The following is a 12,297-nucleotide window of genomic DNA, read 5'->3' on the forward strand; positions in this document are numbered from 1 at the left end:
ATATAATATCACTCCTGTTGGAGGAACACATGGTTTTCTCTGAATATTTTTCGGATATGGTTGCTACTGAAAGGTTAGCCCTTACTAAGGTGGGGATTACTAAACAGAGCCTAGCGATCTAGTAGCTTACGTGGAGCGCCCAGTCTGAAAATAGCATCAGATACAACAGAACTCTGACCGGATTCAAGAGACACTGACTATATTGATAATGATGGTGACTTAATGCACTAGCTATTGAAGTAGTTAGCGTTAAACTTACGTTTGGGATCTAGGAACACTGAGGTTCCCCTACCTGATGTATATGTAGTTATCATTTGTTTTAAGGTTTGACGTATAGGCTATGTTACTGCCGTGCGCTTACTCATCTATCTGCAGCTAAGTATCGAATTTGCTGACAGATGAGTAGGCCTATTAGCTTTTCAAGATATTAATTTTTTGTTGCTTTAGACAGCCTTAGCGCAGTTAGTCCATGCATTTATTTCATTTCATTCTGACAGGCCTATTTACTTATTAAACATCTCGTGACATCTACAGCTTATCTTCTCATCTCCCACGGTAGTCGTGACCCACGCCACCAGGCAGCGCTCAATCGTCTGGCTCAATTAGTGCGCGAATGCCTTAATCCTTCGCTGTTAAATCCATGGAGCGCTCAGCCGTTTGTGGCCTGCTTAGTAGAAGAGCGTTCTTCGAAGGCGAAGGAAATGGATGCAGGCAAGCGGGATCATACTTGCCAGGAAGACACTGTGGGAGCCGTGGTCACAGCCCCAGCCATAGCCAAACCGGCTGTGAGTATGCCAGAGCGGTTACCTCAGGATCGTTTCATGGTCGGTACGGCAGTGCTGGACTGTGGTCTTTTGCCATTGCATAAACAGATTTGTGAGTTTGGTCGACGTCTGAGTTCCTCAGGGATCGACCAATTGCGGTTAGTACCGTTATTTTTGCTCCAGGGCAAACATGTGATGGACGATATCCCCAGTGAGATCGAGCTAGCTCGCAACGAACTCAACGGCATGATTGACTTAGTCGTCGGGGAGCATATCGGCGGGCATCAGGGTATGGCTGGTTTGATGGCGAAGCGATTTGTTGATTCTCCTAAGAGGGGCCGTTTAATTGTTGCCCATGGCAGCCGTCAAGCTAGAGGCAACCGAGCTGTGGATACCCTAGCGAAGTCCCTAGGAACAGCAGTCGCATATTGGACAATTGAATCTGATATTGAAAATCAGACTATCCAATTGATGCAACAGGGATGCTCTACGTTGACTATTTTTCCGTATTTTTTATTTGCGGGTGGAATTACGGATGGGATTGCCCATCTGACAGAAGAATTGGCGGAGCGTTTTCCTCGCACTGAGTTTCGGTTACTACCACCGCTAGGTGCTACAGCAGATGTAGCTAATTTAGTTATCGAGAACTTGGGGCATCGTTCTGACTCTTGCTGTGGTAATCGCTCTTAAGATGAGGAGTTTTAAACTCTAGATAGCCAGATCCCCATCAATTTTAGAAGCGTCAGGTATAGACTGGATTAAGCATAAATTAAGTAACATTAAGCATTACTTATTTTTATGTTGTATTGATTGTGTCAAAACATCTCAGAGGATTTTGACACAATCAACCTATACCCATCCCTATGCAACCGATATGGCTCATCTGCTTACCCAAGATTCGTTTGGCAAAGTATATCTAGTGGGAGCTGGTCCAGGTGATCCGGGTTTGTTGACCCTGAAGGCTAAAGGATTATTGGAGCATGCTGATGTGGTGATTCATGATGCTCTGGTGAGTCCGCCGATTTTGGCTATGATTAGCGCACGAACTCAGGTGATTGATGCGGGTAAACGACGTGGTCGACATTCTATGGCGCAGCTTGAAATTACCCAACTGTTGATTGAGCAGGCTCAGAACCACGCGGTTGTTGTTAGGCTCAAAGGGGGCGACCCGTTTGTGTTTGGCCGGGGTGGTGAAGAAATGGTGGGGTTATTAGAAGCAGGAATCGATGTAGAGGTCGTTCCTGGTATTACAGCTGGGATTGCGGCACCAGCCTATGCAGGAATCCCGGTAACTCATCGTGGTTATAGTTCTTCGGTCACCTTTGTTACGGGGCATGAGGCAACGGGTAAATATCGCCCCCAGGTTAACTGGGCGGCATTAGCTCAGGGTTCTGAAACCATCGTGGTTTATATGGGTGTGCATAATTTACCGAATATTGTGTCTGAACTGGTGGCAGCTGGGTTGTCACTGGAGACGCCGGTTGCGCTGGTGCGTTGGGGAACCCGTCCCGAACATGAAGAGCTGATTGGTTCGTTAGCAACGATTGTGCAGCAGGTGGAGGAGCAACAGTTTCAGGCACCTGCGATCGCAGTCATTGGTAATGTTGTCAATCTCTATGAAACGCTAGCCCCTGCTTCGCCCATGCATTCCCCGCACTGGTCTACGATCCAAGCGTAATGCCCCATTTAGATAAAGAACAAGGCCCCCACTTCCCTAGCGTATCGGGACATGTGATTGACCTGTCAGTGACCGATACTCCGGGGGAACGCATTGATCGATGGCTTTGCGACCATTGCGAGTTATCGCGTAATCGCATTCAAAAGCTGATTGAGCAGGGCGCACTCACAGTCAACGGTGCGCCCTGCTCCCATAAAAAAATAACCGTTCATATGGGGGATTGGTTGCAGCTAAAAATACCAGCTGTGGAGCCGTTTGAGCTTATTCCCGAAGCGATTCCCCTGGATATTTTGTACGAAGATGAACATCTGCTCATCGTGAATAAACCTGCCGGAATGGTGGTGCATCCGGCCCCAGGGCATCCCAGAGGCACACTGGTCAACGCAGTTTTGGCTCACTGTGGGCACCAACTGACGGGGGTGGGGGGTGTGCAGCGTCCTGGCATTGTGCATCGCTTGGATAAGGATACAACTGGGGCCATGGTGGTGGCTAAGACCGAGCCCGTATTACATAACTTACAAAAACAAATCCAAGCTAAAACGGCTCAACGGGACTATCTGGGCGTGATTTTTGGGGCGCCTAAACTGCCAGACGGTCAAGAGTGGGGGACGGTTGATGCCCCCATTGGTCGTCATCCTAAGGATCGAAAAAAAATGGCGGTGCTGCCCATCGAGAAAGGGGGGCGGCGAGCGGTGACTCATTGGCGTATCCAGGAGCGCTTAGGCAACTATACCCTGGTGCACTATCGGCTAGAAACTGGGCGCACCCATCAAATTCGGGTGCATAGTGCCATGCTCGGCCATCCAATTGTGGGGGATATGACCTATGGAGCCGGCCGGTCGGTTGGGGTCAAGCTCCCAGGACAAGCGTTACATGCTAGACAGCTAACGTTGACACATCCGATTACTGGGAAGCAGGTGGTTGCGATCGCACCACTACCGTCAACCGTTGACACCCTACTCCAGCGTTTGCGTCAACGCTGTTAATGTTATCGAGCAGCCCCCTCTAGGCCGTTGATCAGAACTGCGTCCAAAAGCACATAAAAGAAATGCAGCACCTTAAGGTACTGCATTTCAGAGACTATTGATAGCTCAACCGTTGTTTATCTAAACAGGACTTTTCAAGTCCAGCTAAGCATCATGGCTAAGGACAGAACTTTTAATCTGCCATCTTAGCTTTTTCAACCGCTGCAGCGGCTACAGAATCGTTAATAGCGAAACTGACCTGACGGTAGGGAACACCACCCGTAAAGTTGATGTTGGCCGCTGATACTCGCTGGGCTGTTATTGGCTGACTGCTGCTGAGCCCACGCGCCATATTCATAAACAGGGCAGGGCTGCCAGCCTTGGCCTGCTGCTCTTGCGGCGTAAACCGACGAATACTGGTCTGAATAACAGGTCTGGGGAAACCCAAAATAGAGCGATAGTACTCGCTATAACGAGGTGACTTGATGTTAAATGGCAGCTCACCACCATTACGGCTCGGTAAAACACGACGACGCTGATACGGCAAAATATCATCGCCAAAGCTATCTAAATACTCATCGCTGTTGAGCAGCGCATCTACAAAGCCTTCAATGCCCTTAGTCGCCACAACAATGGACCAAGAAATCGTCTCATCTTGACCAAAGACATCGCGTCCCAGTACTCGCTGTACTGTTTGTTCTACAAAACGATAGTTGCTATTCATGTTGTAGAAGCTGTTGCGATAGGTGTTTGACAACAACAACCCACGAACAAAATCGCGCACAGTGATTTGATTACTGCGCAGCTGAGACTCGAGAAATGGCTCGCGGTCAGACTTAAATGCATGGAAAAAGATCTGACGATAGGCGGCTTCAATCAGATCGTTGATATCAGTCGAAGAAAGAATATTCTGAGTCGAATAAATCTTAGGCTGATCATCCCCAGGAATTTCATAGCCCTCAACCCGAGAATTTTGGGTAACCAGTGAATAGTTCAGCAGAGGAATCGGCACTTGAGAATCTCCAGAATATGAGGAAATTTAACAAACGTTAATCATAACTATAAGGGTTTATGGCATCGGGCATGGAAATTAGTAGTCAAAAGATCACACAGCTTAACATTATGCAGAAGCGTTGTTTGTCAAGCTGTCTATGGATTTCTAGCAGTTAGAGAATCCAAAAACTGCTGCCATTCAGCCGGAGTATTGCAATTTCGTAATATATGAGAGTTCGCCACAGAGAGTGGTACTACAGTCTCGGTGGCTAGCCATCGTTGGAATGAACGAATATCGCTCTGAATGGCGTTACGCAGACTCGGAAGACAGCGACGGTGATAAAAACCACAGAGGGGTTCCCAACGGTTATCTTGTCTGGGTAGGAGTGCGATCGCATTGCCGCTGACGGTGGCCACATTCATGCACCAAGTCTTTAGGGTAGCGGCATTGAGTGCTGGTAAATCACAGGCTAGCACCAGTAACCAGTCAGGCCCCTCTTCACGTTGCCGTCGAGCATCCTCCATAATCATCGACCAGCCTCGCTCTAGGGCAACCAAAGGACCAGCACCAGACTCCGTTTCTTGTAGCAATATGACAGAGGATGACTGCAAACACCCATAGCGTTCTGGCCAGGGCGTCAGCACATAGGTCTGAGACACACAGCTCTGGGCAATAAAACACGTATGCTCTAGTAGCGTATGCTGCTCCGCGTAGGGCGTGGGCAAGGGGAGCAGGGCTTTATCACACCCCATGCGACGACTTTGGCCTCCAGCCAAAATCAACGCCGCCATTTTCAGTATCATCGTCGTCGCTGGCGGACAGCCCAATTTTGTCCCTTGTAAAAATAGGACAGTCCCACAAACCCTGATAACAGCGCATAGACAGCACGAATCCCCCAGCCTGCATGACTAAAGAGCCAGTGATAGAACCTAAAAGCCAGCCCTAATCCACCTGTTTGACGACTGCCCACATCAGTTAGCTGCTTTTGGAGTGAGTTGATATCGTTGGTCGTTTCCAAATTACTTAAGCGTATAGGGGGCGTAGCTCTAGTGACGGTATACCAATAAAACCCTACACTTCCCTTTTTAGACGTCTCTTGCTCTAAAAAGGTATCAGTTACTTGTTGAGCCTGCTCGAAAGACACCCTTTCCTGAGTGGCTACCCGATTGATCCAGAGACTGTGGCGGACCTTATAACCCAGCAGCAATATCAAGGGAAACGCCAGAATAAGCAGTAGCAAGCGTATACCTAGATTGAGGCCTGTGGGTAAGTAATAGGTGAGCGCTCCTAACGCCAATCCTAAAAGGGCAATGAGAATTGGGCTAGCGATTTCAACCACTTCCAGACTAGCCAGAACACCACCTGCTATCGGTAGTGAATAAATGTAGGAGTCAACCCCCCAAACGATGGCTAGTTTGCAAGCGATCGTCAAACTACAGGCAAGCAAGCCAAATAAGCAGTAGAGTCCAATATGCCTTCGACGCGACTTTGCTTTCATGGATGACAGAAACACATGACTAACGAAAACACATAATTTGGTAACGCTTTAGATAACTCCAAAAATATCTATCAAGACGCATAAAGCGCATTTGCAGCCTAGCAAGGGGCAAACACGCATCAACAATACCACTAGGCTGACTTTTCTCCCATGACGGACTCATGAGCAGATAACCATAGTACAATTGAACTAATTAGCGTCAAATGGAGCTGGGTAGTGATGTCTTCTGTTCAAACAGGTCAACTCATTTCACTACTTATCAATAACGTCTTAATGGTGCTCATTGTTGTTGCTGTCGCGTTAGCAGCCTGGCTGCGATGGCATTGGATGCAGGCGGCTGTCGGTAAAGTAACTCACTTGAGTCGACGGCGGTGTCGTTGGGCCTATGTCAGCTTCGTATTGACAGCGGTGGCACTTTTGGAAATGTTGGCCAGTTTGGGTATCCTCGCACTGCGTTCACTGGTTGTACTCAATGCTTTAGTAATAGGGGCAATGGGTCTTTTTTTGTTGAGTGTGCTTACCCTATTCTTAGCCCTGGGGATTTGGTTCATCGATCTGTGTCTTGAATTTTCTGCATTACCTATCCCTCGGCGGACTCGGCTAAGCCATAGACTACATGCTCCGCCCGTACCCCTTTTGCCAGCGATGACAGCTAGAGTCAACCCACCTCGTAGACGGGTGCAGCGACGACAGCGGCTAAATCAGTAACAGCAAGAACCAGCCTTACACTTATTCAAATGCAAGGCTGGGCTCTGGTGAATATATAGGCGTTGCTGATCCCCGGGATGATTTCATCTGAAGAGTGCTGATAAATTGCATCATTACCCGATCGGTCTATCCCCTAAATCAGCAACGGCAACATATACGCTCGCTAAGTTAACTCATATTGGCCAGCTCCAGCTGCGCTAAAGAAAACCGCTTGAGGATTTTGTCCACCATTTGAGCAGGAGTGAGGCCCAGGGATGCCTTCGCCTGGGCGGGAGTAGCATGATCCACCAAAATGTCAGGTACCCCTAGACGGAAAATTGGCACATTGATATCGCGATCTAACAAAGCTTCTGCAATGGCTGAGCCAAAACCTCCCATCAGACAGCCTTCCTCTAGGGTCACCACCCGCTGAATTTTTGCCGCCAGTGGGGCAATCAGTTCCTCATCTAGGGGTTTTACAAACCTAGCGTTGATGACAGTTGCCTCAATGCCATGTTCACTCAGAATCTCAGCTGTTTGCATGGCCGGATAAACCATAGACCCATACCCCAATAAAAGCAGGTCATCCCCCTGGCGCAAAACCTCTCCCTTGCCGATGGGGAGTGCTTCCCAGCCTTCCTCCATCAGAGGTGCCCCATAGCCACTACCTCGGGGATAGCGCATGGCTATCGGCCCATCAGTGTGCTCAATTCCTGTAACCACCATGCGCTGGAGTTCAGCTTCATCCTTGGGAGCCATAACCACCATATTAGGAATGGAGCGCAGGTAGGAAATATCGTACATGCCCTGGTGAGTGGGGCCATCGGCTCCGACAATACCTGCTCGATCTAGACAGAAGAAGACCGGCAAATTTTGGATACAAACGTCATGGACGATTTGGTCATAGGCTCGCTGCAGAAATGTAGAGTAAATGGCTGCAACTGGGCGCATATTTTCACAGGCAAGACCGGCAGCTAGGGTAACGGCATGCTGTTCAGCAATACCTACATCAATATATTGATTAGGCAGTTTTGCCTGCAGCTTATCCAGACCAGTACCGGTAGCCATAGCGGCGGTAATGCCAACAATTTTAGGATTGTCTTCCGCCAGCTTGATCAAGGTTTCTGCAAAGACCTTTGAGTACTTGGGGGGCGTCGGCTTAGTCGAAGGAAAGCCTTTGCCTGTCGTGAGGTTAAATGGGGACTGGGCGTGATAACCTACCTGGTCCTTTTCAGCGATTTCATAGCCTTTGCCTTTGACAGTGGCGACATGAACGAGGACAGGCCCTCCCTTTGAGTGAGCTTCCTTAAAGGTATTAATCAATTCCCCTAGATTGTGACCGTCCACTGGCCCCATATAGGTAAAGCCAAGCTCTTCAAAGACAGCTCCTACTTTAGATACGGCTAGGCGTTTCATACCTTCTTTGACCCGATCTAACTCTGGAGAAAAAGAATCACCGACAAAGGGCAGCTGTTTTATTTGCTCTTCAAGGTTATCGCTGAGGAACTGCATCGGTGGACTCAAGCGAATTTTATTCAGGTAGCGGGGAATCGCACCGACGTTTGGAGAAATGGACATTTCGTTGTCGTTGAGCACCACGACCAAATTTGTATCGGGTAAATGGCCAGCGTGGTTGATAGCTTCTAGAGCCATGCCTCCGGTGAGAGCACCGTCGCCAATAATTGCCGCGACTTTATAGTCATCGCCCTGTAGATCGCGGGCAATGGCCATACCTAAGGCTGCAGATATACTCGTAGATGCATGGCCAGCGCCAAAGTGATCAAACTTGCTTTCACAGCGTTTTAGGTAACCGGCTACACCATCTTTTTGCCGGAGGGATGAAAAATCGTTGTAACGGCCTGTAAGCAGTTTATGGGGATAGGCTTGGTGGCCCACATCCCAAGTTACTTTGTCGCGATCTAGATCTAGGGTTTGGTAAAGCCCTAGGGTTAGCTCGACTACACCTAAGCCAGGCCCCAGATGCCCGCCGCTGGTGGATACCGTTTCTAAATGCTTTTCTCGAATTTGCTGGGCAATGGCTTCTAGCTGTTTAACAGACAAGCCATGCAACTGGTTAGGATGGGTTATTTCACTCAGATGCATGTTAAAGACCCTCTAGATCGTTTTCTGTAATGATGTGTGGCGTAGCGCTGCTGCTGATTTTGAGTCTGAACAGCATGGATAGGCTCGTCTCCTACCTCAGCAACGGCTCATGGTTTGTCACTCATTCACTGTAGATTAGATCAGGGTTTCAAAGGACGATCATTACAAAATTACTGCTGTCCTAGACCACGTCCAAGTTCAGTTTTTTATTGTCCTACACGGCAAGATAATGGCCCTAAAAAATGGCTCTGAACGTGGATAAAATTTACTAAGCGATTACTATGCAAGGGTGGTTTGTTTGCTTCCTACAGCATCGTAGTTCTGGCAGCAATGGTTGACACATCGAATGCTGTAAAGCACTCTCTGTTCTATTAAACCTATTGATAATGATTAATATGACCGATATGTCTATTTTGCACCAGCGTTTAACCCGTTCACTCTTCCTACCCGTAGCGCTTGGGTTTGCCACGGCTTCCCTGGTGGTTTTACCAAGCTATGCAGAAGACGATGATAGCTATGGGCAATGTGTGGCTGATTTGACAGACACTGGGCTGACGATAGAGCAGGCATCAGCCAGCTGCGCGGGGGCTCGTTTCCCAGGTACCTTAGGGGAGTGTGTTGTGGATGTTAGTCAGGATACCGGCATTAGTGCCGTAGATGCTTTGGAAGGCTGTGAGCGCTCTCGTCGTCCGGATGAAGTGGCGGACTGTACTGTTGATATCCATCAAGCGTTACTTGAGCAGCCTTCGGTAAGTGCCTTAGAGCACTGTAGTCGTAGTCTATTACCCGAGCGCTATGGCACCTGTGTTATAGATTTAGGAGAAGAGGCTCAGCTAGCTACGGATATAGCCCTTGACCGTTGTATCCGCGCTGGCTATCGTCCGTGGACGACGTTGCCCAGGCAGTAGGCGAGCTGATTTACCGGTTGGCAACATGAGTCTGACGATTTGTTGCCAAGCCATTCCTCTACGTGATGCGTACAGTGAGCCTATCGCGATGCCCATGAAAACACATCTGAAAACTACATTAACTGTAGTTTGTAGTTCTCAGATGTGTCATTGTCTTGCTTGACGTATCGAACGATTACTTCTTTGCGGGCTTAAAACTTTGTTTCTATGGGAGCTTTCAAAGTTGATTTTATGGTTTTATCCCCCTAATGCTTTTATTTATAAGGTTTTAAGCCTCGAACCATGAAGTCATTTTTCAATAAGTTTTATATGATCGTCTAGATATTTACCAAGTGTTTTACCTAGATCCTCACCTTTGGTAGGTTTTTCGATTTTTTTGGGTGGTTTGTATTCAACACAGAAAATTGTAATAAAACAAACTAGAAGGACGACAGGAATAAACATAACCTTGTACCACAGTGAGGGACTATGATGAATGACACTGCTGCAATATCTGAGCTATATCCCTAAAAAACTCAAGGAAAAAACCTCAGATACTACAGGCAGAGTATCTGTGTGAATTGTCTGGAGAGCGACACTTACTTTTGGTAGCACGAACTCTACGCTAACGTAGCCGGTTGATCCTATGAAAACTGAAGCTTTTCTGGATGTGTGCTCAGGTCCGTCGCTCAGAAATAGTTCGTTTTTTAGCTGTCCCTGCCAGCACTAGACTCATCCATAGAAGTCGGCGTCATTGTAGCAAATGAAACAGAGGGTAAGACACGTCTTTAAAGAAAACTTTGAGTAAGCCTACTTTAAAGAGCGCTGACCGCTTTGCTACAGCACGGCACCTAGAACATTCATTCTAAGTACCGTAGTTCAGTATGGCTACGTATTGTACTCAATTACGTCAGAAAAGCAACCCCCGGCGCTATTGAGCTAATGGCCAACGGCTAGCAATGGGCATACGCCACCCCATACCGAAGGCACGGTCAGTTACTTTAAGCACAGGGGGAGCCTGTCTACGCTTGAACTCGGCACGGGTAAGTAGATGGATAACTCGTTGTACTACATTGGGATCGTGACCTGCTGTAACAATGTCAGCAGCTGACTGATGATATTGGATCAGCCGTTCAAGAATATCGTCGAGGATGTCGTAGGGGGGTAAGGAGTCTTGGTCAACCTGGTCGGGACGTAGCTCAGCACTCGGTGGTTTGGTCAGAATATTGGCGGGAATGATTTCGGTTTTACCAGCTGCTTCGATTAGTCCCAAGGATGCGCCTGTTTGCAGACTGCTGTTTAGCCAATCACATAGGCTGTAAACCTTAGTCTTGGGCACATCGGCAATGACGGCAAGACCGCCATTCATATCGCCGTAGAGGGTGCAGTAGCCGACGGCCATTTCTGATTTGTTGCCGGTAGACAGTAGCAAGTGACCAAATTTATTGGCGATGGCCATGAGTAAGTTGCCTCGGATGCGAGACTGTAGATTTTCTTCGGTGACGCCTGGTTCGGTGCCAGAGAAGAGATCGAGCAGGGTGTGGTCAAACCCAGCCATCAGTTCACCAATGGCTAGGGTTTGGGTGGTTATGCCCAGATTATGGGCTAGTTTTTCAGCATCGCTGATGGAGTGATCGGAGCTATAGGGGGAGGGCATCAGGACACCGAGGACATTGTCGGGGCCGAGGGCTGCGGTTGCGATCGCAACCACCAAAGCCGAGTCAATTCCCCCGCTTAGACCCACCACAGCCTTGCTAAATCCACACTTGCGGCTATAGTCCTTGACTCCTAGAACCAACGCATGCCACATCTCCGCCTCCGGTGTATCCAACAATGGGTTAATCGACCCTGGCAACAGATTCCGGTGTTCTGCGCTATACTCCACCAGTTGCACCGTGGGTGTAAATCCAGGGCTACGACTGATTAAGTCCCCCTGACGATCCATAGCCACACTGCAGCCATCAAAGATCAGGTCGTCATTACCGCCCACCTGATTGACATACACGATGGGACAGTTGTGCTGCCGAGCGGCGTGGGTAATCATTTGCTCTCGCACGGTTTGTTTCCCCACTGTAAAGGGTGAGGCAGACAAATTGACCACTACATCCACACCCGCTGCAACAACCTCAGCTGTCGGATTTACGTCATAGGTGCGCTGGCCCCAAAAACCATCTTCATTCCATAGGTCTTCGCAGATGGTGACACCAATGTGGAGAGAGCTGTCGGCATCCCCAAGATAAAAGTGATTAGTCTGGGTTCCTGATTCAAAGTAACGATCTTCGTCAAATACGTCATAGGTGGGCAGCAGCCGTTTATGAAAGACTGCTTTAATCACTCCATTTTCTAATAGGGCCATGCTGTTGTAGAGAGGCTTCTGTCCTTTACTCCCAGCGTTAGGATTAGGGCTAGCCAGACCGACTAAAGCCGCTACCCCGTGCGGTAGGTCCTTAGCCAGTTGTTCTACAACTGTGGCCATCTGTTGGATAAAACCAGGTCGTAATAGGAGATCTCTCGGTGGATAACCACACAGTGAGAGTTCGGGTGTGAGTAACAGCCGTGCCCCTTGGCCTGCTGCGTCTTGGGCCGCCAAGAGAATCTGTTGAGCGTTGCCACTCAGGTCACCGACAGTGGGGTCAAGTTGGGCAATAGCAAGTTTCATGGGGAAATCAAAGGATTAGGGGGTAAGGGGGTAAGGGAATGCACAAAAGCCCTAGGTAAAGA

At 48.6% G+C, this 12,297-nt stretch carries 10 protein-coding genes; 5 read left to right on the forward strand and 5 right to left on the reverse strand.

Going from position 1 to position 12,297, the window contains the following annotated elements:
* Positions 1 to 521 precede the first annotated feature (521 nt).
* The 3 genes from IQ260_RS18430 (at position 522) to IQ260_RS18440 (ending at position 3,428) form a co-directional block, all read left to right on the forward strand.
* On the forward strand, positions 522 to 1,454 hold the full coding sequence (locus IQ260_RS18430) for a sirohydrochlorin chelatase (protein WP_193994568.1): 933 nt from the start codon (positions 522 to 524) through the stop codon (positions 1,452 to 1,454).
* A 145-nt stretch (positions 1,455 to 1,599) separates the two neighbouring features.
* Positions 1,600 to 2,442 (forward strand): uroporphyrinogen-III C-methyltransferase, encoded by an 843-nt coding sequence (gene cobA, locus IQ260_RS18435; protein WP_322744995.1) that lies wholly within the window; start codon positions 1,600 to 1,602, stop codon positions 2,440 to 2,442.
* The gene (locus IQ260_RS18440) at positions 2,442 to 3,428 is read left to right on the forward strand and encodes an RluA family pseudouridine synthase (RefSeq protein ID WP_193994569.1); all 987 of its coding nucleotides are present in this window, start codon (positions 2,442 to 2,444) and stop codon (positions 3,426 to 3,428) included. The genes cobA and IQ260_RS18440 overlap by 1 nt, the downstream gene beginning before the upstream one ends.
* Positions 3,429 to 3,600: 172 nt before the next feature.
* On the opposite strand, the gene IQ260_RS18445 is transcribed toward IQ260_RS18440, so the two are convergent.
* The 3 genes from IQ260_RS18445 to IQ260_RS18455 form a co-directional block, all read right to left on the reverse strand.
* Entirely contained in the window at positions 3,601 to 4,419 is an 819-nt protein-coding gene (locus IQ260_RS18445; RefSeq protein WP_193994570.1) for a phycobilisome rod-core linker polypeptide, read from the reverse strand.
* A 137-nt stretch (positions 4,420 to 4,556) separates the two neighbouring features.
* Positions 4,557 to 5,204 carry a molybdenum cofactor guanylyltransferase gene (locus tag IQ260_RS18450; protein WP_193994571.1) on the reverse strand — a complete coding sequence of 216 codons (648 nt, stop codon included), beginning with the start codon at positions 5,202 to 5,204 and terminating at the stop codon, positions 4,557 to 4,559.
* A complete protein-coding gene (locus IQ260_RS18455; protein WP_193994572.1) occupies positions 5,201 to 5,899 on the reverse strand; it encodes a hypothetical protein in 699 nt (232 codons plus the stop codon). The genes IQ260_RS18450 and IQ260_RS18455 overlap by 4 nt, the downstream gene beginning before the upstream one ends.
* A gap of 219 nt (positions 5,900 to 6,118) precedes the next feature.
* Between IQ260_RS18455 and IQ260_RS18460 the strand changes: the two genes are divergently transcribed.
* Positions 6,119 to 6,607 carry a hypothetical protein gene (locus IQ260_RS18460; RefSeq protein WP_193994573.1) on the forward strand — a complete coding sequence of 163 codons (489 nt, stop codon included), beginning with the start codon at positions 6,119 to 6,121 and terminating at the stop codon, positions 6,605 to 6,607.
* Positions 6,608 to 6,775: 168 nt separating this feature from the next.
* Here IQ260_RS18460 and dxs read toward each other — a convergent pair whose 3' ends face one another.
* Positions 6,776 to 8,689 (reverse strand): 1-deoxy-D-xylulose-5-phosphate synthase, encoded by a 1,914-nt coding sequence (gene dxs / locus IQ260_RS18465; RefSeq protein ID WP_193994574.1) that lies wholly within the window; start codon positions 8,687 to 8,689, stop codon positions 6,776 to 6,778.
* A gap of 395 nt (positions 8,690 to 9,084) precedes the next feature.
* Between dxs and IQ260_RS18470 the strand changes: the two genes are divergently transcribed.
* Positions 9,085 to 9,597, forward strand: coding sequence for a hypothetical protein (locus IQ260_RS18470; RefSeq protein WP_193994575.1), 513 nt, complete (start codon positions 9,085 to 9,087; stop codon positions 9,595 to 9,597).
* Between the two features lie 910 nt (positions 9,598 to 10,507).
* On the opposite strand, the gene IQ260_RS18475 is transcribed toward IQ260_RS18470, so the two are convergent.
* Positions 10,508 to 12,235 carry an NAD+ synthase gene (locus IQ260_RS18475; RefSeq protein WP_193994576.1) on the reverse strand — a complete coding sequence of 576 codons (1,728 nt, stop codon included), beginning with the start codon at positions 12,233 to 12,235 and terminating at the stop codon, positions 10,508 to 10,510.
* Positions 12,236 to 12,297 lie beyond the last annotated feature (62 nt).

It is taken from the genome of Leptolyngbya cf. ectocarpi LEGE 11479 (genome assembly GCF_015207065.1).
Classification (GTDB): Bacteria; Cyanobacteriota; Cyanobacteriia; order Phormidesmidales; family Phormidesmidaceae; genus Leptothoe; species Leptothoe ectocarpi.

Bases quoted from the DNA above. Each gene is read 5' to 3' on its own strand.
- IQ260_RS18440 (WP_193994569.1), top strand. From the start codon at position 2,442: ATGCCCCATTTAGATAAAGAACAAGGCCCCCACTTCCCTAGCGTATCG.
- IQ260_RS18450 (WP_193994571.1), bottom strand. From the start codon at position 5,204: ATGATACTGAAAATGGCGGCGTTGATTTTGGCTGGAGGCCAAAGTCGT.
- IQ260_RS18455 (WP_193994572.1), bottom strand. From the start codon at position 5,899: ATGAAAGCAAAGTCGCGTCGAAGGCATATTGGACTCTACTGCTTATTT.
- IQ260_RS18460 (WP_193994573.1), top strand. From the start codon at position 6,119: ATGTCTTCTGTTCAAACAGGTCAACTCATTTCACTACTTATCAATAAC.
- dxs (WP_193994574.1), bottom strand. From the start codon at position 8,689: ATGCATCTGAGTGAAATAACCCATCCTAACCAGTTGCATGGCTTGTCT.
- IQ260_RS18470 (WP_193994575.1), top strand. From the start codon at position 9,085: ATGACCGATATGTCTATTTTGCACCAGCGTTTAACCCGTTCACTCTTC.
- IQ260_RS18475 (WP_193994576.1), bottom strand. From the start codon at position 12,235: ATGAAACTTGCTATTGCCCAACTTGACCCCACTGTCGGTGACCTGAGT.